Genomic DNA, 26358 nt, shown 5'->3' with positions numbered 1-26358 from the left:
ACTGACAGATAAAGTAACTTTTAAAGACGAAATTTATAAAGAGGAAAAAATTATTATATTTTCTTTTTTCTGTTATCAATAATATCAGGATAGAGTTTTCGCAATTTTCTCGCTGACAATAGTGCAAAAATAGCAGCTAAAACTTGTAAGATAAGCGTCACCAATCCCAATAAGACCCCTACCGCTAACTCCAAAAGATTATGCGCCTGATTTGCTAAAATAATCAAAACAACACCAATCACGCTCAAAACATTAAGACTATATACTAAAATCGAAGCAATACTTTTTATTTTTAATTTATGATTTTGGGTATGAAGAGCAATCGCATAAATTAAAATAATTAAACCAAAACCTAAAGTTAAATATTGGTCTGTAATAATTTTTGTTATTTGTAGCAAAAAAATGATGAATACAGCGATAATCCAGATTCCTAACAATCCATTGTATTTATAAGCTTTTTGAATCACTTCTTTTTCTTTATTTTCGTCAATCTCTTCTTTCATTTTTCAATTTCCTGTTCTTTTTTTAATTCCATGAGAGCTAAAGTTCTAAATTTTCGTGCCCTTTTGATGTAAATCCAGTAGATATACACAAGTAAATTCACAAGAATTAAATCAGTAATATAGATTAACCAAATCCCTACATCACCTGAGTTGATGTAAAGACCGGCTAACGTTATCCCCACACTTCCACAAATCACAACAAAAACTATCAGAATGATTCCCCCTGTTTTACTATCCTGCATTTGATACAGTTTTTCTACCTTTTTACTATCTTCTAATTTTTCAAAGTTTCTGTAATTAAAAAAGTTTTCCGAAAGAAATAATAAAATTATCGCTACTACAAAAGATAAAAGCAAACAGGCAACTGTTGTCAAAATCATCCATCTTACAGGAGAAATAGTGATAGAATGCTGCTCTGCAAAATTCATCGCAGATGCTGGAAATGCTACTGCTATTACCAGAACAGGTATCATACTCATGCCTGTCGTTTTTTTATTACTCTTTATAAACAGCTCTTTGTTTTTAAAGTTATAGCCATATCTGTTATCCATGTTTCCACCAATATCAACTATCACTTCATCGGAGTGTATTGTTCTCATTTTTTACCCTTTCTATGGTCGTATAGCCAATCATAACCAAAAGATAGAGCTGAAGAAATCACAAGTCCCACTCCAATGGCTACTAATGCAGGTGCAGCTACTGCAAGAAGTCCCCCAGTAATTAATGTGCCAACGGCCAAAGTGATTCCCGCATTGGCAAAACCTTTCGCCATAGCATCATTCGCATCATGCCCAGTCGCTAGTTCTACTCCTGCGGTTAAAAATCCTCCTCCGATACCTCCGGCGAAATCAGAGGCTCCTGCTAATTCAGGACCATATTTAGCCCAGCCGATAGCTCCGCTAATCCCGATTGATTGGCTCCCTAGCTCACCTTCTAGCCAATTGTCACTATCTTCTCCGCCTGGAAGTTCTCCGCCATCTCCTCTTTCCTCCGCCACAAGTTGAGCTTCTTTTGTATAATAAGCAGATTGTGGTACATAATTTGGATGGCAAGTTCCGTTAGAATTACTATATCCTCCTCCTGATGAATAACCATAACCACCAGAGTAAGAGTAGCCTCCACCATAACCATAACTATCATAAGTTGGCACATAATAAACCACAGGTGGAATATAATTTGGCACATATTCATAACCATTGGCATAATAAGTCGTCGCATAGGGATTGCTCGTGTTGTAATAAACAATCGGTGGAACGTATTTGTAGTACACATCAAGTATTTCATCATGTTTTGGATAAGGCCCTGACTGCGTTGTGCTTCCTTCGATGTAGTAATTACCAAAGTTATAAGGGGCATTGACCGAATATGGCTTGTTATAAAGCCCCGTGGTTGATTGTTGTCCTAGATAGGTACCGTCCGTACCATAGTAATCATAAGTGACGGTACTTTGGATATGATAATAATCACTAACTTTAATTGTATTTCTCATTATATAAAATGCAAACAACTAACGGACAGTTAATTATGAATTATTACTTTCCTTGTCTAATTTTTCTTTCAACAATTTCAATTCCAATGAATTAAATTCCATAGCTAATATTTTTTTTATTGAGGTTTCTATTACACCATCATTTGTGGAGAAGAGTGGAGTCTTAAGCCCTTTTAATTTTATAGTTTCAGAATTTACGCTTAAAATTTCATATAAATCTAAAAAATCACTATCCGAAAACTGTAATACTGTCAATTTCCCTCCCCATTCTTTCATATCTTGAAGCTTAGAAAGATGAAATGAATCATAATTATTCCCCAAAAGATTGCTAAAACTACTAATATAATCTAAGTAATCTGAACTTGGTATTCTTTTAATAATTGAAGTTGTTTTTATAAATGTGATACTTTCATAACGTCCCTGTGAATCAACTAATTCAAAAATAGAAAACATTGAATTTTCTTTTAAGAATTTTCCAACATAAAAAGATTTATCGTTACTGTTACTTTGCGTATATATTTCTTCAAGTCTATTATTCATTTTATTTTCTCCTCTTATTAGATCGAGATTTAAAATCCTTCTTCGAGCGATTTTTCGTGCTATCTCGCCCTGGTCTTGGATTTTCATGTTTATTTTTTGTTGATGGTCGAGCATTCTTAGTATGCTCACTAAATAACCAAATTCCTCCTGCAACTACCAAAGATACCAGAGCAACGACTCCAAGTCCAATCGCTACAGGTGGCACTTCTATACTTTCTCCCGCATCTTCGGCTGTAAATAGTCCAAAACCTAGTGCTGGTGCCCAAGCTGCACCCTTATTCCCGGTTTTTGGCAGTGAGTATGTACTGGCTCCACTATAATAATTTTCTTCTGATACAAGTTGAGCTTCTTTAGAATAATAAGCAGATTGTGGGACATAATTTGGATAGTAGGCTCCGCTAGAACTACTATATCCACCTGATGAATAAGCATAACCTCCAGAGTAATAGTAGCCTCCACCATAACCATAACTATCATAAGTTGGCACATAATAAACCACAGGCGGAATATAATTCGGTACATATTCATAACCATTGGCATAATAAGTCGTCGCATAGGGATTGCTCGTGTTGTAATAAACAATCGGTGGAACATATTTGTAGTAAACATCTAACGTTTCATCAGTTTTCGGATAAAGTCCTGACTCTGTGGTGCTTCCTTCGATGTAGTAATTACCAAAGTTATAAGGGACATTGACCGAATATGGCTTGTTATAAAGCCCCGTGATTGATTGTTGTCCTAGATAAATACCGTCCGTACCATAATAATCATAAGTGACGGTACTTTGGATATGATAATAATCACCAACTATTATTGTGTTCCCATTTCTGTGCTGACTTTCTTGTCCATAAGCATAATGTGGGAATTTACTGGCTGGAACATTCCAAGAAACATTTGGAAACCAGATAAATTGATGTTGGGGAACGATAAGCTGATTGTTTTCGTCCGCATCATAGTAGTTAAGATAAACAATATCTCTGACTTGGGTGGTTAAATGCGCTTGAAGCGCTGAACCAAAGAGGTCATAGCGAACCCCTTGCGAATATTGATAAGAATTTTCACTACGAGCTGGTGCTGGGCTGTAAAAATCATAGTCAAAATTTGACAGAAAACCAACACCCAGATAACCGCCATAAGGGAGACTAGCTTGACCGTTCAAGTCGGTATCAGGGCTTGTCGTATCATAAATAACACCACTTGAATTGGTCGCAAGGTTAGTGGTCTTTGGAATGACCGTTAAAAGGTTGGCAAGATTGGTTTTGACTCCTTGTGCCATATCAATATCCGTTGTGATAAATGAGGCAAGAACAGGGATTTGAAAATTCGTGTTATGGGCGACAATTTGATAATTGAGGGTGACATTATTTGCCCCGTAGTAGAGGGTGACAATCGAGTTTCCGTCGGAGTTAGCGATGTTTTGCTCGCCTGTAAAAGCCAATCCAATCGGACAGTCAGACGTACTTTCTGCGGGGGCTTGCCAGTTTGATTCATCTGTTGAAATGACTTTGTAGATCAAATCTAGATTGGTTCCGGCTAGGGTCCTTCCAACATTAGTAATTCGTCCAGAATCTCCTGCATTCATAGTATAAGTGGTCGCAGGTATGGTCGGGCCATCCGTTTGTCCAAAGTTTTCAGTACTGATTTGACCTGTTGTTTGACCTGTGATTGGAATAACCTGCGTATTTGCCGACCAATGAAGACCATCAGGCGTTAAAAAGTTATTGGGCACAAGGTTGTTAGCCTTGATTGTAATATTGATACCATCTAGCGTGGCTGGTCCTGTAATGTCATTGGCGACTGAACCGGTTGCTTCAATAGTGCTGATTACAGGGTCTTGACCATTGGCTTGGCTGGCAATTGAACCATTTGTTAGGGTAGCATTGGTAACTATCCCACTTGTCGAAAGACTTGAAGCCATTGTGACGTTTGCTTTTGATGAATCAAGGGGAACACTTGGGGCTTTTGAAGTTGAGGTCTTTGAGCTCAATGAAGCTGAAATATCTGAAGAATTAGAGCTTGTTTCTACATTTGAAGTCTGAGCCGAACTGGTTGAAGATGATGAAACTGAACTGGCATTTGGAGCGGTGCTTGCCTGTGAAACTATTAAGGTTGCCGCTTTAGTTTGCATTTCTGCCTGTGAACTTTCTGTATTTCCTTCGGTTGTCAAATCAGACACGGCAAGAGAAGAATTTACAGTTGGATTGGTGACAGCTTCAGTTTGGCTTGGTGGGGTAACAGCCGAATTTTCATCAGCCTTTACTGCTAAAGGCTGACTAGTCACTAACAAACTCAAAAGAATCCCAGTGCTAAGTAACCAAAATTTACTTGATGACTTCATTTGAAAGTGCTTTTTCTGATTTTCCAATGTAAAACCTCCTTTTAGTGAATATTTTTTGTTTTCTGATTATTTAACATTATACGCTTAATTAGAGACTTTGGTAAAAATAAAGTAATCATTTTAACTTAATTTAAAAACAAGACTTTTAGAATACAAAAAAGCCCACCAAAAGTGGTAGTCTGCTATTTTAAAACTAAAAAAATCACTGACAGAAGTCAGTGATTAAAAATTCTAATTAGTATTTTTTACGTTTACGTGCTGCTTCTGATTTACGTTTACGTTTTACAGAAGGTTTTTCGTAGTGTTCACGTTTGCGGAGCTCTTGAAGAGTTCCAGCTTTTGTTACTGAACGTTTGAAGCGACGGAGTGCGTCGTCAAGTGATTCATTTTTGCGTACAAGTGTTTTTGACATAGATTTTCACCCCATTTCCAGCTCGAGAGTTCGTGGTCTTTCACACGACTTTCCTATTATATCAAATGGAAAAGACCTTGTCAAACTAGACTAGCTTTGTCGCCTCCTCATTTAAGCGTTCTTGATGAATATTAATTTTTTTATCCAAATAAGCCATTGATATTTCAAGTTCGGCTAATTCTTTTTCCATTTCCTTTTTACGAGCTTTTAAAACTCCAATTATCATTTCATGCTTATCTGTATTGGCAAAAACTTCTTTAATTTGTGCTAGACTCAATCCGGCACAGCGATAATGGCGAATAGCATTAATTCTTGATTCTGTTGCTTCATCAAAATCACGAATTCCAGCTTTAGTGCGTGGAACTGAGATTAATCCTTCTTTTTCATAGAATCGTAGATTGTAGGCTGAAATTCCTGTTCTCCCTGCAACTGTCGCAATCGTGACCATTTTTTCTCCTTTGAACTTATAAAAATCACTTTTTTATGGCAATTTTACTTTTTTATTTTATTAATTAATAAAAAGTCAATTTTTTCTCTTGACTTAGAGTAACTCTAACTTGCTATAATATAGCATGTTGATTTCAAAGTGTCAACCACCGCATTTTGAATCTTATTTTAAAATAGAAAAGAGTAAGAATTGAATAAAATACAAGAAAAACGTTCCATAAGAGCCTTTATGCTCTCCAATGTGATGGCAGGTTTAGAAGGGTCAATCGTAGCGACCGCTCTACCTGCAATGATGGCGGAATTACATGGAATTAAATTAATGAGTTGGGTTGTAACCATTTATATGCTCCTCATGGCGGTTTCTTCTCCCATTTGGACCAAATTAGCCGAACGCTTTGGTTATAAACAAATGTTTGTGCTTGGCACACTCTTATTTACAATAGGTTCTCTCGGCGAAGGATTAGCCATTAATATGCTAATGGTTATTGTCGCACGCGCGCTCATGGGACTTGGTGCTGGTGTGATGATTCAACTTCCTTTTGTCATCTATGGAATGATGTATCAGGCCGATGAACGAAGACGAGTGATTGGAAATACTGTCGCTGCTTATTCATTTTCAACTATTGCAGGACCAATTGTCGGGGGGCTGATTGTCACTTTACTTGACTGGCGTTGGGTCTTTTTCATCAATATTCCAATTGGGATTTATATGGCTTTTATTGTTTGGAAAAATTTCGACTTGAAAACAGACCATACTAAAAAATCAATTGATTTTGCTGGCTCTGCTTCTTTATCCATCGCTGTCATTGCAGTAATGTTGCTTTTCCAAATGATGGGAAATGCAGTCATTAATCTTCCTCTCCTCCTTACTTTATTAGTTGTAAGTTTTCTCTTTTTCATCGGATTTTATTTTGCTGAAAAACGGGCAGTTGACCCAATTGTTCCACTTGAACTTTTCAAAAATCCTTCATTTATCGCTAAAAATATCATGTTTTTCATGCAATATGGCTTCTTTGGTTTTTACACAAATTATCTGCCTACTTGGGGACAAGGAGTCATGGGCGCAACAGCTTTAGTCGGCGGAATGGTTTTGATTCCATCAGCAATCATGCTGGTTATAGGCACTAGAAATGTCAATCATCTCATTCAAAAAGTGGGAGAAAAGAAAACAATCTATATTGGATTTTCCATTATGGTTTTAGGGGCAATTTTCTTATTTAGTTTGCCTGAACATGCCTCAATTGTGATGCTCTTTCTGGCAACAGCAATTCTTGGAACTGCCTTTGGAATTGTCAATATCACCTTGCAAGTTGCGGTTCAAGAAAGTGTTGCTAAGCATTTGATTGGTGCAGCGACCGCGGTTAATGCACTACTAAGAACAATGGGAACAACGCTTGTTTTATCTGGACTGTCCATTGCCCTTAATCGTACATTTACTGAGGCAACAGCACATAATCCAAAACTTACAACAACACTTCTTAATCAAATTTCTGATGCAAAAGCTTTAAAAAATATTCCAGTAAATCTTATTGCCCCTTTGCGTCACACCTTATTTAACGGCATGCACTTGCTTGCTCTTATCTCAGGATTCCTTCTTTTCATCGCTCTTTTTGTCAATTGGCTCGACCCTTGGAAAAAAGGCTTAGAATAGAACAAAAAAACTGCTGACAGGCTCGTCAGTAGTTTTTATTTTGCTGACAAAACTTCTGTCATAGGATAGCCGTTTGCGCTTTAGCGCATTTACAGATATGCTAGTATTTCCGTCAGTAATTTTTGAGTTCATTAAAGTCTGCAATTGCTTTTTCTAATAAATGATGTAAACTGTCAGCATCATTTTCTAACCATTCTTCCCAAGCCACACTATAAACTGCTCGAGCTAGGCGAACAGCTAATCTTGCATTTCTTTCACCATAAGTTGTCAGTAAATATTCAACTAAGAGTTCTTCGATTTTACTTTGTTTTAAAAGTTCACGTTCTTCCAAATCTGGGTGACTGGCAATTATTTTTTGTCTTTTGACTGTTCTTTCTCGATGTTCATCAAAGAAGTCTGCAGCGTAAAAATAACTTTCAAGAACAATAGCCAAAGGATTATTCGCTTCTGATTCTTTCATTTTCGTCAGTAACATTTGGCTGTATTGCTCCCCGCCAGCAAAGAAAATATCTGCTTTATTTTTAAATTTACGAAAAAATGTGCGCTCTGTTAAACCAGCTTTGGTGGCAATTTGTAGAACAGTTGTATTCTCATAACCTTGCGCTGTAATCAATTCCAAGGCTGCTTCATATAATTTTTCTTGACTTGTTTTTTTCATCTCTTCCCCCGAATGTCAGTTTATGACATTTTTCTTGACAAGCCTCCCCTAAAGGATTATACTATTCTCAAATGTCAGTTACTGACATTATATAAAATGCTTTTAAAACTGTCAAGAAAAGTTGATAATGCACATTAAGGAGAAAATAAATGGTTAAAGCACTACAATACAAAACATTTGGTAAACCCGATGTTCTTCAACTCGTGGACCTTCCTCTCGTCCATCCAAAAGCTGACGAAGTTTCTATCAAAGTCAGTCATGTTGGACTCAATCCAATGGATTGGGCTATTATGGGAAATCCCGAAGTGGCTCCAAATTTTGGTGTCAAACTTCCCCAAACTTTTGCCTATGATTTTGCTGGAATAATCGATGAAATTGGTCCAGAAGTGACCGACTTTAAAGTTGGCGACCATGTTTTTGGAACAACAATGAGAGGTGCAGCAACCGAACAACTCATTTTTTCAACGAAAGAACGTGGACTTTTTCATAGACCCGATTTTGTAGAAGATGCCGTCGCCTCTACTCTTGCCGTTGCTGGCCATACTGCGGCAGTTGCTCTGCGAAAAGCTCACGTAACAGCAGGGGATACTCTTTTAGTTGGTGGTGCAGCCGGTGGCGTAGGAATTTTTACGGTTCAACTTGCTCAAATGTTAGGCGCTAAAGTAATCGGTACTGCTTCTGACTCTACCGCTGACTTCCTACAAGATTTAGGTGCCGAACAAATAAGTTATGGTCCAGGTCTGGCTGACCGCTTGAAAAATAAAGAAATCACGGCGGCTATTGATCTATTCAGCCATGAAACGCTTAAGGCTGCTCTCGAATTAGGAGTCAAAGCTGATAAGATGTCGACTGTCATCATGTATCCAGAGCCTCCAGCTGGGATTCCAACGGCTACAGGTGGCGAAGCTCTTCCTTCTGATATGGAAATGATTTTAAATGCCATCTCTAATCACCAACTGACGGTTCCAATTGCAGCTAAGTACTCTATCGATGACTATTTAGAAGCAATCAACTTACAGATGAATCGTCATGCACACGGAAAAATTGTTCTTTATTTTTAAATAAATAAAAAAACAGTCAAATCAGACTGTTTTTATTTACTCCAATCAATCGGACTTTGACCAGATTCAACCAGAAATTCATTGGTTTTTGAGAAAGGATGAGAGCCAAAAAATCCACGACTTGCTGACAAAGGTGACGGATGCGCCGCTTCTAGTATAAGATGCTTACTTCCATCAATTAGTTTGGCTTTCTTTCTAGCAAAACCCCCCCAAAGAATGAAAACTTTTGGTCGGTCATCATCTGAGGCAATCTTGATAATTTCGTCTGTCAACGGTTCCCAAATTTTACCAGCATGGGCATTTGAAGTAAACTCAGGTACAGTCAGAACTGCGTTTAGAAGTAAAACGCCTTGTTCGGCCCAAGCCGTCAAATCACTGTCTTCTTTTGAAAAACCTTCCTCACGCAATTCTTTTTGGATATTAACAATCGAGTCTGGACGATTCACTTTGAAAGTAGCAGGATAAGAAAAAGCCAAGCCTTGAGCTTTCCCGGGCTGAGGGTAAGGGTCTTGCCCAACAATGATAACCTTTGTTTGCGCCAAAGGAGTCAATTCAATCGCCCGAAAAATTTGATTTTCTGGTGGATATACTTTACCTTCTTGATAAGTCTGATTGATAAATTCAATCATTTTAGGAAAATAATCTTCTGCTAATCGGTTGCGTAAGGGTTGTGACCAATCTGTTTTCTTCATTTTTCTTGTCCTCTCTCCACAAAAATTCGGAGGGTTGTTTTCAATTTTTCTGTTGCTGTCTTTCTGAAATCACTGATATAAATTTCTCGATGATGAAATTCTTTGTGAACAGCTTTTAAATCATGTTCTTTAGCATACTCAAAGAGTTTCTCAAAGCTTTCCCCTTCGTCATCAAAAGAACCTAAATGAATGGTTTGCAGACATAATCCGTCTTGAATAGCTTCAAATTTAACTTTTGATAAATCAAATCCTTTTTTACTTTCAACTAACTTCTTAGCTTTTTCAACTATTTCAGAATCCACAAAATCGGGCATTCTAATCATCAATCGCCAAATAAAGTCATTTTTATCTAGTTTACCAGCTCTAGGTTCATTTTTACTGGTCCATAAACCTTCAAGAGGTGGAACCACAAAAGGTTGGAAATTTTCAATTGTAAAGTCTGGGTTTCGATAGGACATTGAAATCATATAGGCAGTCGCATACAAATATTGAATGGCTTCTTGAAAAGCTGGACTTGTTGGTGCTCCTTTACCATCTATCATTAGATAATTAAGGGCAGGCAGCTCAATTAAAGAAATTCCTTTTGGTAAATAATAATTTTTATCAGATTTTTTATAATCAATTTTCGGGCTAGACATGCTTTTATTATATCAAATTTCTAAATAAAAAAACCTGCCTTAATGACAGATTTTTCATTTTTAAATTAGAGATTTGCAACGTTATGATAAACTTTTTGGACGTCATCGTCATCTTCAAGAGCATCAATGAGTCCTTCAAAGATTTCTAAATCTTCAGGTGAAAGTTCAACTTCTGATTGAGGAATCATTTCTAATTCTGTTGTTGAGAACTCAGTAATTCCAGCTTCTTTAAGTGCTGCAATTCCTTTATGAAGGTCTGTTGGTTCTGTATAAACAACAATATTTCCTTCTTCTTCGGTCACATCACGAACATCAACTTCAGCATCAAGCAAAATTTCAAAGATATGGTCAGGGTCAGTTCCTTCAAAAACAATCACCCCTGTATTGTCAAACATATAGCTGACAGCACCGGCTGCTCCGATATTCCCGCCATTTTTGTGGAAAGTAGTACGGACATTAGCGATTGTACGGTTAACATTTGAAGTCAAAGTTTCGGCAATAACCATTGAACCATTTGGTCCAAATCCTTCATAACGTCCTTGAACGAAAGTTTCATCTCCGCCACCTTTAGCTTTATCGATTGCTTTATCAATAACGTGTTTTGGAACTTGCGCTTGTTTGGCACGTTCAATAACGAATTTTAATGATGAATTTGATTCTGGATCTGGTTCACCTTGTTTAGCAGCGGCATAGATTTCAACACCGAATTTTGCATATACTTTAGAAGTTGCACCGTCTTTAGCGGTTTTTTTAGCAACAATATTGGCCCATTTACGTCCCATTGGAATAATCTCCTTGAAATTTTATTTAAATTATTGGCAGAGGATTAATCTGCATGATTTTTTCTATCATATTATATCACAATTTGTAAAGGCTCGTCTATGAGAAATCAAAAAAATCCCGATTTTACGGGATTTTACTTTAATTCCATCAGGGATTATTCTTGTGAGGAAATTTCATTAGAGTTTTCTTCAACTTCTTTTATTTTCATTCTTAATAAGAACACGGCAGCAATAATCCATAAAACAAGCGAAACAAATATAATAACCCAAGCAAAGATTCCTGCAATCAGTGTTAAAATTGCTGCTGCATTGCTCAAATTGAATCTTCTATTTTGGCGAAGTAAAATAATCGCAAGGACAAATGTCGCTATTCCCACAAACCCAATAATAATTTTGATAAACATAGCAGGGCCAGAATTTGCTGCATTAAATCCGGCTTCAAAGCTGTTTGAACCAGTTGAATTGAGTGCTTGCGATAGTGAAGCCATTGAAACGATGGTTGAAAGTACAACCAAGGCACCACCAATGATGTTAAGAATCCCCGTCACTTTGACAAGATTCTTCATACTTTTTTCAGTCATAATAAAAATTCCTTTTCTTTTTATCATAACATATTTTTTACGTTATTTACAAATATTTATCGTAAATGTCTATCTGATTGATGAACGAATTGGTTTTCGACCAAAATTTTGTTCTTCAAATTGAACATTTCCTAATTGATAAATTTCATCAGCTTTTTGGGTCAAGTTGTCCCATGGATTTTGCCCAATTTTACTGATAATTTTTCCCCGATTTTGAGCTAAAATTTCCTGACCAGTTTTTGAAAAGCCTAGCACATGAATTTGTTCTGGTAAATCAAACTGCTTTGGAATATTTAACAAAATATAAGTTAAAAGCCTACGAACACGCGCTTTCGTATAACGTTTGGTATAAACTTGTTCGACCAATTCATCAAAATTTTTAGCAAATTTGACCGCCTTTTTTAAGCGGACAGAAAGTTCTTGATTGACTTGAAAAATATTTTCCAAGTGCTCATCAACTCGAATTTTATATTGCAGAAGTGGAAAATAAGCTGCCCAATTAGTTTTTGGACTTGCATAAGCCGCTAAAATGGCTGACGGAACATGATTTTTTATTGCTGACAAGTCTGTCAGCACTGATTTATTACTGACAGATTGATTAGTTTGCTCTGTCAGTAAATTTTGCCTTTCTGTCAGTGAAAATAACTCCTGACGGAGTGCAGTTGCACTAGCAAATCCTTCTGTCAGCTCTAGTGAATGAAATTTTCCGACGCGTTTAATCGCTTGTAAATTAATTTGTTTACCTGCCGCTGCTTTAGCATAGGCAAGAGCTAAGACGTGATTTGGTGTGTTCCCGTCAAATTCAATTCCCGTAAAATGCTGCCACATTTTTTGAGTTTTTTCAGGGTAGGAAAGCTGGTCAGCTAATGATTGAATGTAACTTTCCATTTCCTCCCCTCTTTTTTCATAAATATCAGCAATTTCATTATAATCAATTGCTGATTCTGAACCAAAAGCCAGGTCAGTAATTCCAAGATTTTTTAAAATAGCCACAGCACCACTTGCAAAAAAATCGGCCGCCTGTACCGAAACAGTGACAGGTAATTCAACCACTAAATCAGCACCACAAGCTAAAGCCATTTGAGCTCTCGTCCATTTATCAAAAATAGCAGGCTCACCTCGCTGCATCCAATTCCCTGACATGACTACTATTTTTATGCCCTCAATCTGGTTCAAAAGATATTCATGTCCCTTATGAAATGGATTAAATTCGGCAATAATTCCTGTAATCTTATTCATTTTCTACCTCTAAAAAAATCTGTCAGTAACTGACAGAGATATTTTTTCAATTATTTTTTACAGACAAAGAACCAACGCGCACTTTCTTCGCCAGGCGCCTCGTCAGTAAAATCTGCACAGACCATCGCTTCTTTAAAGCCGGCAGTTGCCAAGCGTGCGAGATAATCGTCGATTGGATAAGTCCGTTCTTCATGAACTTCGTCTTTTCGTGTAAATTTCCCATCAGAACCCTGAATGAAAAAACTTAATTCATGGACAATAGAATGTGGAACTTCTCCTTCAAATGAGTCCCATAAAAAAGCAAAATCTTCCGCATTTTCATGGTAAGAGTAATTAGGGAAAACTTCATCTACTTGATAAGTTGAATGCACATCAAAAATAAAAGTTCCTCCTTCATTTAGTATTTCAAAAACACCATCAAACGTAGCTTGTAATTCATCCAAATTTTCCAAATAGCAAAGTGAGTCAGAATAGCAAGTTACCGCATCAAATTTTCCAAGTCCAGAAAGTTCGCGCATATCTCCAGCAGTAAAATCAAGTTGATAACCGGCTTGTCGAGCTTTTTTACTTGCCAAAGTTAACATTTCTTCAGAAATATCAAGTCCGGTCACTTTGTAGCCTTCTTGGGCCAAACGAACTGATAAAGCACCAGAGCCACAAGCTAACTCAAAAACTGATTTTGTTTCTTTTGGTAAATGTCTTTTTGTAAAATCAAGCCATTGCTCATAAAGTTCTTGGTCCATGACCTGATCATAGACTCTTGAAAAATCTTCGTAAAATGCCATTTCAGCCCTTTCTAGAATTACTGACAGCTCTTTTAATAGGGCTGTCAGTAAATTTTAAAATAAATAAGAGCTCTGTCAGTAAAACCGACAAAGCTATTAATTATTCAGCCATAAATCCAGAAATATCTACCATTGGTGCATCAGACCAAAGTTTTTCTAAATTAAAGTGTCCACGTTCATCATGTCCAAAGACACTGACTACGATATCACCAAGGTCAATCAAAACCCAACCTGTTTTTGCATCGCCTTCAATATGACCTGCTGCTTTTGCTCCAGCAAGTTCGGCCGCTTCAGCAATATTATCAGCAATTGCATCTAACTGACGGCTATTCATTGCTTCCATGATCACAAAATAATCTGCAACAAATGTCACTTCAGACATATCTAAGGCCACAATATCAAGTGCTTTTTTATCATCGGCTGCTTTTACAACCACTTCAAGTAATTTTTTTGAATCCAATTCTTTCCTCCGAGACTTTTTGCCTCTTTTTATTCATTAAAAATCTTTTTAAGATTTATTATTCATTTTCTCTAGCTCCTTTACAATCAAATGTAAAAACTAGACCCACTTATTTTAACATAAAAAGTTACAGCAACCAAAAGTTGCCTGTTATATTCATTATTTTTAGAGAAATTTTAAAAAACGCTTCTGTGAATGATTACTGGTATAACCTTGATGTTCATAAAATTGATGCGCCTCATGCCTTTGCACTCCGGAGTTCAGTCTAATAACTTTAATCTCTCTCGCTTTAGCCTTTTCTTCTAAGGCATTAAGTAATTGAGCCCCAATTCCCTGTCCTTGATTTTTTTCATCCACAACTAAACCTAAGACATTTAGCATCACTTGTTCAGCATAAACCGGAGCATAAATTTCTGCTTCGATGAAAGCTGTCACTCTTTCTCCCAATTCAAAAACAAGAAATTCATGGTCAGCATCTTTTAAAATACGTGCAAGATTTTTCCTCACAGCCGCTTCAGAAATTGGATAACCAAGTACTCCAGAAAGGCGAGCAATGTCAAGATAATCTTTCATTTCAGCTTTTCTAATCATTCATTTTCCTCTGTTCATAATAAGCAGTTTATCTCTAACGATATTTCAAGACAAATAACCAATAAAAGCATTATAGGCTTCAAAAGTTTGAGGGTAAATGGTCAAACGACGTTCTGCCAAATACTCAACCAAACGCATGGTTTCAAAAGCAACTGCTTGATTTAAATCTTGATTAGCAACGGCACGGGCTTCAATGACCCCAGGAAATGTTCGACCTTCCTCAATGTAATCTGCTACATACAATACCTTAGCCAAACCAGACATTTCTTTATCTCCGACCGTATGAATATCAATCGCCCTTAAAATTTCTTCATCTTCAAGTCCGAAATCTTCACGCATTTTATAAATTCCGACTTTTCCATGCCAAATATTATTATCCCAATTTTTCAAATCAGCATCTAAGCCATATTTATCAATCAAAGAAAGAAAAGTTTCATCATCCACTTCTTTACAATAGTCATGTAAAAGTCCAGCTAAACTTGCTTTATGCGGGTCAACTCCATATTTTTGCGCTAACGCAATCGCTGCTTTTTCCACACCGAGCATATGTTCAAAACGTGATTTTTTGACCATGCTAGCAATTTTAGCTAACAAATCTTCTCTTGATAAATTCACTTCTGGATAAAAGTCAAACATATAAGCCTTCTTTCAAAATGTAATCTAAAACCTTCGGTGCCAAAAGAAAATGTGGTTTAATTCCACGGTGCAATTGTTCCCGAATCAAATTTCCAGAAATGTCCATCATTGGAACATCCACCCACATAATCGGATAAGAAGTCCCTGCCCGATAACGAGGCCGACGAATCCCAACGAATTGAACTAATTCTAATAACTCATCAATATGTCCCCAATGAGCTAAACCAGAAATCATGTCTCCACCGATAATAAAATAAAAATCACAATCTGGATTTTCTTCATGAAGCTCAAGCACCGTTTGATAAATATCAGCGCCATCTTTAGCTTTTAGGCGACAAGCGTCTACTTCTAAACCAGGACAATCTTCAATAGCTGCGGTCAGCATAGCTGCAACATGCCCGTCAGTATTATGTTCTGGTAAAAAGACAACTTTTTCCAAATTAAGTTCTTGGCGCACTTGGTCAGCAATTGTCAAATGGCCAACATGAACAGGATTAAAATTACCCCAAAAAAGTCCGATTGCCCGTCGTTTCTCGTCTTCTTTAGCTTTTAATTCTACCTTTGTAAAAGGAGTCAATAAATCTATTGCCATTTGTTCACCCATTATATCTTAGTCTTTGATTATTTTTTAGAACACTTTATTTCACAATATTTTTAACTTCAACCGAAATTTTGCGATTTTCTTTGCGGTCAGAAACTTTAAACACAATGAGATTTCGACCAATGATTTGAACCACATCAAGTCCCATTTCTTCAATTGCTTCTGCCACATCTGTTGCCACTTCATCTGAGTTTTGTAAAATATTAACTTTGATTAGTTCACGTGCATCAGCAGCATTACGAATGCTTGTCAAAATTTCATTAGACAAACCACTTTTGCCAATTTGAACAATTGGTTTAATATTAACTGCCAAGCTACGCAAGTAGCGTTTTTGTTTTCCATTCATTTCCATGATTTCATTTTTCCTATTTCTATTTTTAAAATTTCCGAGCAACCTTTAATTATTGGGTAATTTCCACCTCAATTCAGGCGCAATCAATCCTTTAATCAGATATCCTTTTTCACCCTCAACCACTGATTGCACCAAGGCACTTTTTCGTAATTCAGGCAGCTGATAGGCTTTTTCATAAGGTAACTCTAACTCAAAAGCATCAAAAAGTTCATGTAATTTTTCCAAAATTGCTGTTTTCAGCCATTGCACGCCACTTTCAGATTTAATTGAGAGTTGCAAACTTGGCGATAAAGTTGGCAAGAAATCACTTGGTGCTATATCCATTTTATTATAAACATTCAGCACAGGAATATTTGTCAATTTCAAATCTTCCATGATTTTTAAAACTGTTTGTTCATGAATTTCATGGTGAGGGTTGCTAGCATCCACAACATGAATCAGTAAATCAACATTAGCTGATTCTTCTAGTGTTGATTTGAATGCTTTAATCAGCTCTGTTGGCAGGTTTTGGATAAAACCGACAGTATCGGTCAGTGACACCGTAAAATCTTCAACCAATTTAACTGCTTTTGTTGTGGCATCCAAAGTCGCAAAAAGTTCATTTTGCTCATATTGTTCTTTATCAAGACCAACTAAAGCATTCATAATACTAGATTTTCCGGCATTGGTGTAACCAATTAAACCAATCCGAAAAATTCCTGATTTTGAGCGTTTTTGGCGAATATTTTCCCTTGTTTTTTCAACTTTTTTGAGGGCTTTATCAATGTTTTCAATTCGAGTGCGAATATAACGTCGATCTGTTTCAAGCTTGGTTTCACCCGGCCCTTTAGAACCAATTCCCCCACCTTGACGGCTGAGCATAATCCCTTGTCCCACCAAACGAGGCAAAAGATAATTGAGCTGGGCTTCTTCAACTTGGAGCATTCCTTCATGCGAGCGTGCACGCATAGCAAAAATATCCAAAATCAATTGCATTCTATCGATGACTTTGACACCCAAAGCTTCTTCTAAATTGACATTTTGCCTTGGTGATAAGCGATCATTGAAAATAACCGTATCAATTTCACCCACTTCAATCGCCCAACGCATTTGTTCTAATTTTCCAGAACCAATCATTGTCCGACTATCTGGACGTTCTCTTTTTTGAGTGAATTGGTCAATAACCAAGCCGCCAGCTGTTTTTGTCAGTTCAGCAAGTTCAATCATTGATGACTCAAAAGCCTGAAAATTTTCAGCTGTTTCCACTCCTGCAAGGAGAACTCTTTCTTGTTTTTCTTCTAAATCTATCAAATTTTTAGTAAAATTTTCCTTTTTTATTTTTGTCAGCTGAGTTTAGACTAAAATTGTTATGGAGTCAAACTCTGCTCATTTATTTATTCAGTTGTCACAATTCTTTTGATTTGAGAATTTACTGACAGATTTTTCAGCTCGTCAGCAAAGAATGTCGGGAAAGCTTTGTAATTTTTATACTCAGCAATTGGAATCCATTTCAAAAATTCTTTGCTACCATCAGTCCCAAAACTCTCCGATTTTACTGACAGATTTTCTGTCAGTGGTTTCATCAGAAAATAAAAACTCAATTCATGACAATTGACCTTATTTAAAAAATCACTTTCCTGACCTGTAAAAAAATTTTCATGGATAAAAGCTAATCTTTCAATTTCAAGTTGTAAACCAGTTTCCTCATAAAGCTCACGCAGACAAGCCTCCTCGGCCGTTTCACCCAGTTGCACGGCACCACCAACCGAATAATAATAATCATTGTGGTCATTGCCAACCATTAAAACAGCATCATCTTTAATAATAATTCCAGCTGCCCGATATCGAAACCATTGATTATTACGCGTAAAACCAATATCCTGACTAGTCTCTTCCATTTTAATTCTCCAAGATTTTACTGACAGAAATTCTGTCAGTAATTTTACAAGACAAACTGTGAATTTTTTTACCCAATCAAAGCCTTACGAACAACTACATCCACACCTTCTGGCACCCAAGCTGCCACAACTGCTTTTTGTGGGACACGAACCCAGCCGAGACCAGAAAAGACAATATCCGATTTGTCAGTAATTTTAAACTCACGACGAACCAATTTGGCACCAACTAAAGCAGGAGCCAAGAGTTCTCCTTTATGCTTTTCATAAAATTCAGTCGCACCTTCAAGTTTCGTCCGGTGAACATTGATTTCATTGTCAAAATAAGCCGTCATTCCTTGACGTTCGCCACTTATAAAATCAAAACGTGCCAAACCACCAAAGAACAATGTTTGTTCAGGATTGAGCTGATAAGTTTTCGGCTTAATTTCTTTACGCGGTGACACGTATTTCAAATCTTCTGGTTCCAAATAATGAGCCATTTGCCCACGGTGAATAATTCCCGGTGTGTCAATCAATGCCGAATCTTCATCAAGCGGAATTTCAATCTTATCAAGAGTTGTCCCAGGGAAACGTGAAGTTGTAATCACATCCTCAGAACCTGAAGCTGATTTAATAATTGCATTAATCAAAGTTGATTTACCAACATTCGTTACCCCAACCACATAGACATCACGCCCACGGCGGTAGTATTCAATAGCTTCCATCAATTCAGCCACATCATCTTTATTTTGAGCTGAAGTCACTAAAATATCTTTAGGTTTAAGCGAACGTGAAGCCGCTTGTTCTCTCAACCAAGCAGTTAATTTCCCAACTTTTAGTGATTTTGGCAAAACATCACGTTTATTGGCAACCATGAGTAAATCATTTCCACCAGTCAATTTATGAAGGTTAGGAATCAAAGAGCCATTAAAGTCAAAAATATCAACCACATTGACAATCAAAGCATCATGTTGACCAATTTCTTTAAGTAAACGCAAAAAATCTGCATCCGTCAAACTTGTCGGTGCAATCTCATTATAATGGCGCAAGCGGAAACAACGCTGACAGTATAAATCCTCAGTTTTGATAGAAGCTTCGCTTCCCTCATCTCCAGCCTGAACAGCTTCCATTTGGTCGCGTTCAGCTATTTTTTTCTTCAAAGCACCCGCAGGCAAAAAGCCAAGTGCATTTTTATCCTCAGTTTGAATTTTTGCACCACAACCAATACAGTACAAATCTTCCATTGTATTTTCATTTTCAATCATATTGCTTATTATACCACATTTCAACAGCATTTTTAGCCTTTTTTCCTATAATAAAAGACCTATTTTTATCATCTTTTTACTGACAAATTTTTCTGTCAGTAAATTTCAAAATAAAAAAGAGAACGACAACTTGTCAATTCCCTTTTTTTACTGACAGAATTCTTGTCAGTAATTTTTATTGTACAGAATAGTTAGGTGCTTCTTTAGTAATTTGTACATCATGCGGATGTGATTCTTTCAAACCAGCACCAGACATTTCGATAAATTGTGCTGAATCATGCAAAGCAGTAATATCAGCCGCACCAGTATATCCCATTCCTGCTTTCAAACCACCAAGCATTTGGAAAACGATATCTGTCGCTGTTCCTTTATAAGCCACACGTCCTTCAATTCCCTCTGGAACAAGTTTGTTAGCTTCATTAACAGCCCCTTGGAAATAACGGTCTTTAGAACCTTTTTTCATGGCTGCTAGGCTTCCCATTCCACGGTAAGTTTTAAACTTACGACCTTGGAAGATTTCAAATTCCCCAGGAGATTCGTCAGTACCTGCAAGCATTGAACCGAGCATAACAGCGTCTCCACCAGCAGCAAGCGCCTTAACAATATCACCAGAATATTTAATCCCACCATCAGCGATGATTGTTTTACCAAATTCACGCGCCACATTTGCCGCATCATAAATGGCTGTAATTTGCGGAACACCTACACCAGCAACAACACGAGTCGTACAGATAGAACCAGGTCCAATCCCAACTTTAACCACATCAACACCAGCTTCAAACAAAGCACGAGCACCCTCACCAGTAGCAATATTACCAGCAATCAAAGTACGGTCTGGGAAATGATTACGGATTTCACGGATTTTACGTAAAACACCAGCTGAATGTCCATGAGCCGTATCAATAACAATCGCATCAGCTCCAGCAGCGAACAAAGCTTCCGCACGCTCAAAAGTATCAGAAGATACACCAACTGCTCCAGCAACAAGCAAACGACCTTGCTCATCTTTAGCAGCATTTGGGAATTCAATCACACGTTCAATATCTTTAATTGTAATCAAACCAGCCAATTTACCAGCTTCATCAACCAAAGGTAATTTCTCAATTTTATGCTCTTGCAAAATACGAGCAGCTGTATCTAAAGTTGTTCCAACCGGAGCAGTAATCAGATTTTCAGAAGTCATCATGTTTTTGATTTGTTGATTATAATCCGTAATAAAACGCAAATCACGGTTAGTAATAATCCCTACCAATTTACGATTTTCAAGCGTATCGACGATTGGTACGCCAGAAATTCGGTAAGTTGCCATCAAGTTTTCAGCTTCTTCAATTTTATGATTTGGAGTCAAGAAAAATGGATCTGTAATAACACCAGATTCTGAACGTTTCACTTTATGAATTTCTTCAGCTTGTTCCTCAACAGACATATTTTTATGAACTACACCAAGTCCACCTTGACGCGCCATTGAAATAGCCATTTTTGAGTCAGTTACAGTATCCATGGCAGCAGAGATAATTGGAATATTCAAAGTCAAATTTTTAGCCAACTTTGTCTTCATACTCACCTCATTTGGTAAAACATGAGACTCTGCTGGAATCAGCAATACATCATCAAAAGTAAATCCCTTTTTCAAAAACTTAGTTTCCCAGTTTGACATCGAAAATATTCCTCCATTATCGTGCTATATATACGCAATATAGCTATATTTCTATGGCATTCGCCAATTTTTTATTTTTACTATTCTACCACTATTCCCTAAGCATTTCAACAGTAGGAAACAGATTAAATAAAAAATATGCATAATTTAAACTCATAATTACCTTATTATTTCATAAACTCGCCTTAAATATGGTAACATATATTATGCAAGTTAAAAAAAGCGAGCTTAAATTACACTTTAAGTCAAATTAAAAACAAAATAATTAAATAATTAATTTGTTTTTACTAAAAAGCAACATTCCTTTTTTATTATCATTGTAAAATATAATAATAACTCTCATTTACCTCACAACCAATCAAAAGAAAGCAATAATTTTAGAAATGAAACTGAAAAAAACTCACATTATTTCACTAATACTCTTTTCTGGATTACTATTTACAAAACCAGTATTAGCTGAAGACACTATTAGTTCAGATAACACCCCGATGGGGCACTACATTGAGCAAATTCAAACTCAAGAAACTTCCAAGGACAGTAGTAGTGATACATCAGCGACAACTCCTAATATCAGAGCACGTTTGTTTGCTGCAGCTCCAGCTGCCAATGTTCCCTCTGATCTCAAGTCAGATGATAATACACTGCCAAGAAAAGATGCTGTAGATATTGCTAGCTATCAATCATGGATGACACAAGCAGACTTTAATTCTCTTAAGGCATCTGGTGTCAAGTCAATCGTTGTTAAACTAACCGAAGGAACTAATTATACGAACCCATATGCTGCAAATCAAATTAAAATGGCACAGAATGCCGGCTTAAATGTTGCAGTTTATCACTACGCACGCTTAACAGGAGCCAATTCACAAAGTGCTGCAAATTCATTAGCCATACAGGAAGCTGCATACTTTGCAAAGATAGCTAAATCTTTTGGATTGTCTAGCAACATTGTAATGATTATGGACTGCGAGCAACCTTATAGAGATGGCTCTGGAAATATTATCGGCCCCAATCCCATAACGGTTGATTGGGCAACAGCAGGTGTGCAATTTGCTAATACGCTCAAAACAAATGGTTATAGCAACACAAAGTTTTATACCTCTGCTTCGTGGATTGGAACAAATACAGCAACTTGTCAAATGAACTATAATACATTAGGTGGTCCCAAAAATCTTTGGGCTGCTCAATATCTATACGGCAAACCATCTTCTAGTAATCTTCAGAATACGCAATATGGTGCTTGGCAATATACAAGTCAGATGTATTATCAAGGAACCCCTAACTTAAAAGCCAATGCTGTTGATACTTCAATTGATTATAGTAATTTCTTTACAGACAATTCTAAGCCTCTAACATATACTGTAATTTTTAATACAAATGGTGGAAATAACATTGTCAGTCAAAATATAGTCGCTGGAAATAAGATTACACAACCCGTTAATCCAACTAAAACAGGGTATAACTTCTCAGGTTGGTATAGTGACTCAGCCCTTACTCAATCATACAATTTTTCAAGTATCGTTAACTCAAATATGACACTTTATGCAAAATGGATTCCAAACTCTAGTCCATCGATTTCATATCAAACACAGATTCAAGGAATTGGCTGGCAAGGACCATCATATAATGGTGAAACATCTGGAACAACAGGAAAAAATCTTAGATCAGAATCATTAAAAGCCTCTCTGATAAATCTTCCTCAAAGTATGGCCGGAAGTCACATACAATATCAAGTGTTTATCGAAGGAATAGGTTGGCAAAATGTGACTGCATCTGATGGTGAGATAGCTGGAACTGTGGGACAATCTAAACGAATGGAAGCTATTCGTTTACAATTAACTGGACCAATTGCACAAGAATATGATATATACTATCGAGCACACGTCCAAAATATTGGATGGATGGCTTGGACTAAAAACTGGCAAGTTTCTGGAACAACAGCGATGAGCTATCGAATAGAAGCAATACAGATTCAACTTGTAAAAAAAGGGAGCTCTGCTCCATCCTCTTCAGGTTCTACGTCTTTTCCTTATCTAACAACCCCAACAATTGAATATGTTACCCACATACAAAATATTGGTTGGCAAGCCCCTGTAACAAATGGTACAATGTCTGGTACAACTGGAAAATTTCTAAGAATAGAAGCCATTAAAGCTGAGATTAAAAATATCTCTTCTGGGGTTACGGGTGGAATAACTTATCAAAGCCAGGTCCAAGGCATCGGGTGGCAAAACTGGGTATTTAATTTCGAAATATCTGGTACAACAAATCAGAACTTGCGTGATGAAGCAATTAGATTGAAACTAAGTGGAGACATTGCAACATACTTTAACGTTAGTTATCGTGCACATGTTCAGGGAATTGGGTGGCAAAATTGGGTGGCAAACGGTGAGATATCTGGTACCGTTGGAAAATTCCTTCGTATGGAAGCCATTGAAATGAAAGTAATTCCAAAATAGAAAAATCTCAAATAATGAAAAAAATTCGGTAAAATATTTTACCGAATTTTTTCATTATTGAGCTTCAATTTTTATCTAAATCTTTAAATTCTTTCTCAACCGCCTTTAAAGCCACTCCAAAGACCTGATCCATGTCATAGTATTGATAATTACCTAAGCGCCCTCCAAAAATAACATTTGGATATTTTTTAGTCTCTTCTTTATATTTTCTAAAAAGCTTAGAATTTTTTTCATCATTAACTGGATAATAGGCTTCTTTTGTACGATCCCAATTTTGAGGAAACTCTTTCGTTAAAATCGTATATCCCTCGTCAGCTTTTTTATCAAAATGTCTCCACTCCATCACACGAGTATAGGGTGTTTCTGCATCGGTATAATTGATGACCGCATTTCCTTGAATATTGTCAGATTTTACAGTTTCTGTTTCGAAGCGTACAGAGCGATATTCCAGTTCTCCAAAAGAATAATCAAAAAACTGATCGATCATTCCCGTATAAACAATTTTTGGAAATTCTTCTAAAAATACTTCTTTATCACTGAAAAAATCTACACCTGTTTGAACATCGATAAGGTCAGAATCAAGCATTTTATCAAAGATTGCAGTATAACCATCAACTGGAACCCCTTGATAACGATGATTGAAGTAATTATTATCAAACGTATAGCGAACCGGAAGACGGCGGATGATGAATGAGGGCAGATCAGTAGCTTTACGTCCCCACTGTTTCTCAGTGTAACCTTTAATAAGTTTATGATAGATATCAGTACCAATCAAACTAATTGCTTGTTCTTCTAGATTTTTAGGGATTCCTGAAATTCCTGCTTTTTCCTTCTGTTCCTCAATCTTAGCAGCCGCTTCTTCTGGAGTCTTTACCCCCCACATTTGATAAAAAGTGTTCATGTTAAAAGGAAGGTTATAAAGTTCCCCTTTATAATTCGCAACAACTTGATTAATATAATTATTAAACTCTGTAAATTGATTGACGTAATCCCAAACCATTTTATTATCGGTGTGGAAAATGTGAGCTCCATAATCATGGACATTGATTCCATGTTCTTTATGAGTATACATATTCCCACCAATATGAGAGCGACGTTCAATAATTAAAGATTTTTTACCATGCTTTGCAGCTTCATGGGCAAATATCGAACCATAAGGTCCTGCTCCAACAATAAGATAATCATAATTTTTTTTATTAAATTTCATTTTTTCTCCTGATATCTATATTTCATTAAATGTTTTATCAAAATTTGATATCTGATATTTTTATTATAAATAATAAATACCAAACAATGTAGAAAATAGTAATAAAATGTTTGTAACGATTGCAATACTCATTATAAACATTAATACACCTTTTTGTCCATTAATTTTAATTTTAAATTTTTCATGACAAGTAATAAACAATAATAAAAACAAAGTAGGAGTAAAATATCTTCCTTGCAATCCTTGCATCTGCCCTACCGCCGTAGCATTACTGACTGGTGCCCCTGTCGGAGTGTATGTCATGAAAGAATAATAAACTGCTACTATCCCTAATAAAAATACTATCCCACTTATCAAAGGGATAAGCTTACCTCTGATAAATTTATCCTCACTAAGCAAGGCAACAAACAATACTATAAACCAAATCATACTTACCCAAGCAGGTGTATAATTGATATTAGGATACGGTGAACCTAATAGGTTATAGAATACCGAGCTCACCGACAAATAGTCCCTCAAATTCACAGCATAATTAATTATAAATCTGTATACACTATAAAGAAGTCCACCATGCGAAATCAATAAATAAGCCGTTATACTTGCAATCATAACTACTAATCCTGCTGATACAAATAATCTCCGATTTTTATCTTTCCAAATTTTATTAAATTCTAAGAAAATTATCTTGGAAGATTTTGGGAAAATATACATTCCTGCTAAAAAAGGAACTAGTAGTAGTAAAACTTTAAAATTAGTTTTAGCTCCAAAATAAATGGCCCCTGATGCAAGTATTAACTCTCCCCAACGCCACCACTTAATCCGATTTTCAACTAAACTATTAATCACTATAGCCATAAACCATGCTACCAATATAAAACTAAGGGAATCATAAGACAAACTTGCAAATGAATTTAGCACGACTGGTGATAAAGCAAGAGTAGCAAAGACCAATTTCCCTTTTTCTGAAAATTTTATAATTAGAAACATTAATAGCGAGTTAATAAATACTGAAATAATCCTCGCCGTAACTACCATAACACCAATAGAAGGATAAATCTTATTCCCAATCCATATTCCTAGTGCTGGAATGACATGCCCCCAGAAATTATAAGATTTTATACTTGGGATGATGCCCGCACGCGGTTGCTTACTCATTGGTATTTTTTCAATCTTGGTTAGATAATAATTATTAAAGTAATTTCCCTGCTGATATGAAACAACCTGCTGATCTATTCCCGTACCAATTTCTTTTTCATTATATATGGATATATCGTTTGATAAGCCAGACATGTATGAACTAACTACATAGTGATATTGACCGTCCGGTTCATTAAATAAAGGCATTCCAATTGCAAGAATCATTCCGAGTACAACACTAACAATAAGATAAATTTTATGCAAGTTATTTTTTCTCTCATAGATTGAAGGAGAGATTATTTTTTTTTCCGTTCTTTTCTTCAT

At 36.4% G+C, this 26358-nt stretch carries 27 protein-coding genes and 1 pseudogene; 3 read left to right on the top strand and 25 right to left on the bottom strand.

Going from position 1 to position 26358, the window contains the following annotated elements; genetic code table 11:
• Window positions 1-53 precede the first annotated feature (53 nt).
• The 7 genes and pseudogenes from ACRYLU_RS01200 to ACRYLU_RS01170 all read right to left on the bottom strand — a co-directional run bounded on the left by ACRYLU_RS01200 (window position 54) and on the right by ACRYLU_RS01170 (window position 5730).
• The gene (locus ACRYLU_RS01200) at window positions 54-503 is read right to left on the bottom strand and encodes a hypothetical protein (protein WP_195927628.1); all 450 of its coding nucleotides are present in this window, start codon (window positions 501-503) and stop codon (window positions 54-56) included.
• Window positions 500-1102: a hypothetical protein gene (locus ACRYLU_RS01195; RefSeq protein ID WP_230315074.1), complete on the bottom strand. Its 603-nt coding sequence runs from the start codon at window positions 1100-1102 to the stop codon at window positions 500-502. Before ACRYLU_RS01195 ends, ACRYLU_RS01200 begins: the two co-directional genes overlap by 4 nt.
• Window positions 1099-1986: pseudogene (locus ACRYLU_RS01190) on the bottom strand (cell wall anchor protein); the annotation flags it as partial. The gene ACRYLU_RS01195 and the pseudogene ACRYLU_RS01190, both read right to left, overlap by 4 nt.
• A gap of 39 nt (window positions 1987-2025) precedes the next feature.
• Window positions 2026-2532, bottom strand: a complete 507-nt coding sequence (locus ACRYLU_RS01185; RefSeq protein ID WP_058205420.1) for a hypothetical protein — start codon at window positions 2530-2532, stop codon at window positions 2026-2028.
• A 1-nt stretch (window position 2533) separates the two neighbouring features.
• Entirely contained in the window at window positions 2534-4897 is a 2364-nt protein-coding gene (locus ACRYLU_RS01180) for a cell wall anchor protein (RefSeq protein WP_445081087.1), read from the bottom strand.
• Window positions 4898-5105: 208 nt separating this feature from the next.
• On the bottom strand, window positions 5106-5282 hold the full coding sequence (rpsU, locus tag ACRYLU_RS01175; protein ID WP_003129844.1) for a 30S ribosomal protein S21: 177 nt from the start codon (window positions 5280-5282) through the stop codon (window positions 5106-5108).
• An 85-nt stretch (window positions 5283-5367) separates the two neighbouring features.
• The gene (locus ACRYLU_RS01170; RefSeq protein ID WP_445081086.1) at window positions 5368-5730 is read right to left on the bottom strand and encodes a MerR family transcriptional regulator; all 363 of its coding nucleotides are present in this window, start codon (window positions 5728-5730) and stop codon (window positions 5368-5370) included.
• Window positions 5731-5958: 228 nt separating this feature from the next.
• Between ACRYLU_RS01170 and ACRYLU_RS01165 the strand changes: the two genes are divergently transcribed.
• Window positions 5959-7380, top strand: coding sequence for an MDR family MFS transporter (locus ACRYLU_RS01165; RefSeq protein ID WP_058205517.1), 1422 nt, complete (start codon window positions 5959-5961; stop codon window positions 7378-7380).
• Window positions 7381-7492: 112 nt separating this feature from the next.
• Here ACRYLU_RS01165 and ACRYLU_RS01160 read toward each other — a convergent pair whose 3' ends face one another.
• Complete coding sequence (locus ACRYLU_RS01160) at window positions 7493-8038, bottom strand: TetR/AcrR family transcriptional regulator (RefSeq protein ID WP_098393103.1); 546 nt, start codon at window positions 8036-8038, stop codon at window positions 7493-7495.
• Window positions 8039-8187: 149 nt separating this feature from the next.
• Here ACRYLU_RS01160 and ACRYLU_RS01155 point away from each other — a divergent pair, with 149 nt between their 5' ends.
• On the top strand, window positions 8188-9099 hold the full coding sequence (locus ACRYLU_RS01155; protein ID WP_146978347.1) for an NADP-dependent oxidoreductase: 912 nt from the start codon (window positions 8188-8190) through the stop codon (window positions 9097-9099).
• A 32-nt stretch (window positions 9100-9131) separates the two neighbouring features.
• Here the strand turns inward: ACRYLU_RS01155 and ACRYLU_RS01150 are convergent, their stop codons facing one another.
• The 15 genes from ACRYLU_RS01150 to guaB all read right to left on the bottom strand — a co-directional run bounded on the left by ACRYLU_RS01150 (window position 9132) and on the right by guaB (window position 21234).
• A complete protein-coding gene (locus tag ACRYLU_RS01150; RefSeq protein WP_038598804.1) occupies window positions 9132-9791 on the bottom strand; it encodes a uracil-DNA glycosylase in 660 nt (219 codons plus the stop codon).
• Window positions 9788-10429, bottom strand: a complete 642-nt coding sequence (locus tag ACRYLU_RS01145) for a GyrI-like domain-containing protein (protein WP_029344749.1) — start codon at window positions 10427-10429, stop codon at window positions 9788-9790. The genes ACRYLU_RS01150 and ACRYLU_RS01145 overlap by 4 nt, the downstream gene beginning before the upstream one ends.
• A gap of 65 nt (window positions 10430-10494) precedes the next feature.
• On the bottom strand, window positions 10495-11211 hold the full coding sequence (locus tag ACRYLU_RS01140) for a YebC/PmpR family DNA-binding transcriptional regulator (protein WP_010905223.1): 717 nt from the start codon (window positions 11209-11211) through the stop codon (window positions 10495-10497).
• A gap of 155 nt (window positions 11212-11366) precedes the next feature.
• Window positions 11367-11792 carry a hypothetical protein gene (locus ACRYLU_RS01135; protein ID WP_445081085.1) on the bottom strand — a complete coding sequence of 142 codons (426 nt, stop codon included), beginning with the start codon at window positions 11790-11792 and terminating at the stop codon, window positions 11367-11369.
• 69 nt (window positions 11793-11861) lie between these two features.
• A complete protein-coding gene (locus ACRYLU_RS01130; protein WP_445081084.1) occupies window positions 11862-13031 on the bottom strand; it encodes a nucleotidyltransferase in 1170 nt (389 codons plus the stop codon).
• Window positions 13032-13081: 50 nt separating this feature from the next.
• On the bottom strand, window positions 13082-13816 hold the full coding sequence (locus tag ACRYLU_RS01125; RefSeq protein ID WP_038598795.1) for a class I SAM-dependent DNA methyltransferase: 735 nt from the start codon (window positions 13814-13816) through the stop codon (window positions 13082-13084).
• A gap of 100 nt (window positions 13817-13916) precedes the next feature.
• Window positions 13917-14276, bottom strand: a complete 360-nt coding sequence (gene rsfS, locus ACRYLU_RS01120; protein WP_003129832.1) for a ribosome silencing factor — start codon at window positions 14274-14276, stop codon at window positions 13917-13919.
• 165 nt (window positions 14277-14441) lie between these two features.
• Complete coding sequence (locus ACRYLU_RS01115) at window positions 14442-14867, bottom strand: GNAT family N-acetyltransferase (protein WP_038598792.1); 426 nt, start codon at window positions 14865-14867, stop codon at window positions 14442-14444.
• Between the two features lie 45 nt (window positions 14868-14912).
• Complete coding sequence (yqeK, locus tag ACRYLU_RS01110; protein ID WP_445081083.1) at window positions 14913-15503, bottom strand: bis(5'-nucleosyl)-tetraphosphatase (symmetrical) YqeK; 591 nt, start codon at window positions 15501-15503, stop codon at window positions 14913-14915.
• Window positions 15496-16095 (bottom strand): nicotinate-nucleotide adenylyltransferase, encoded by a 600-nt coding sequence (locus ACRYLU_RS01105; protein ID WP_038602651.1) that lies wholly within the window; start codon window positions 16093-16095, stop codon window positions 15496-15498. The genes yqeK and ACRYLU_RS01105 overlap by 8 nt, the downstream gene beginning before the upstream one ends.
• A 46-nt stretch (window positions 16096-16141) precedes the next feature.
• Window positions 16142-16456 (bottom strand): ribosome assembly RNA-binding protein YhbY, encoded by a 315-nt coding sequence (yhbY, locus tag ACRYLU_RS01100; protein WP_003129828.1) that lies wholly within the window; start codon window positions 16454-16456, stop codon window positions 16142-16144.
• A 45-nt stretch (window positions 16457-16501) separates the two neighbouring features.
• Window positions 16502-17746, bottom strand: coding sequence for a GTPase HflX (gene hflX, locus ACRYLU_RS01095; protein ID WP_038598784.1), 1245 nt, complete (start codon window positions 17744-17746; stop codon window positions 16502-16504).
• Window positions 17747-17829: 83 nt separating this feature from the next.
• The gene (locus ACRYLU_RS01090; RefSeq protein ID WP_003129825.1) at window positions 17830-18333 is read right to left on the bottom strand and encodes an NUDIX hydrolase; all 504 of its coding nucleotides are present in this window, start codon (window positions 18331-18333) and stop codon (window positions 17830-17832) included.
• 68 nt (window positions 18334-18401) lie between these two features.
• Window positions 18402-19577 (bottom strand): ribosome biogenesis GTPase YqeH, encoded by a 1176-nt coding sequence (gene yqeH / locus ACRYLU_RS01085; RefSeq protein ID WP_014571938.1) that lies wholly within the window; start codon window positions 19575-19577, stop codon window positions 18402-18404.
• 175 nt (window positions 19578-19752) lie between these two features.
• On the bottom strand, window positions 19753-21234 hold the full coding sequence (guaB, locus tag ACRYLU_RS01080) for an IMP dehydrogenase (protein WP_003129822.1): 1482 nt from the start codon (window positions 21232-21234) through the stop codon (window positions 19753-19755).
• A gap of 383 nt (window positions 21235-21617) precedes the next feature.
• Between guaB and ACRYLU_RS01075 the strand changes: the two genes are divergently transcribed.
• A complete protein-coding gene (locus ACRYLU_RS01075; RefSeq protein WP_098393098.1) occupies window positions 21618-23690 on the top strand; it encodes a GH25 family lysozyme in 2073 nt (690 codons plus the stop codon).
• Between the two features lie 64 nt (window positions 23691-23754).
• On the opposite strand, the gene glf is transcribed toward ACRYLU_RS01075, so the two are convergent.
• Both glf and ACRYLU_RS01065 read right to left on the bottom strand, forming a co-directional pair.
• The gene (gene glf, locus ACRYLU_RS01070; RefSeq protein ID WP_038598777.1) at window positions 23755-24897 is read right to left on the bottom strand and encodes a UDP-galactopyranose mutase; all 1143 of its coding nucleotides are present in this window, start codon (window positions 24895-24897) and stop codon (window positions 23755-23757) included.
• 63 nt (window positions 24898-24960) lie between these two features.
• Window positions 24961-26358, bottom strand: a complete 1398-nt coding sequence (locus ACRYLU_RS01065) for a DUF2142 domain-containing protein (RefSeq protein WP_052053822.1) — start codon at window positions 26356-26358, stop codon at window positions 24961-24963.

Source organism: Lactococcus sp. KTH0-1S (genome assembly GCF_052544945.1).
Note: the sequence above shows the minus strand (reverse complement) of the source record. Positions and strands in the feature narration are given on the sequence as shown.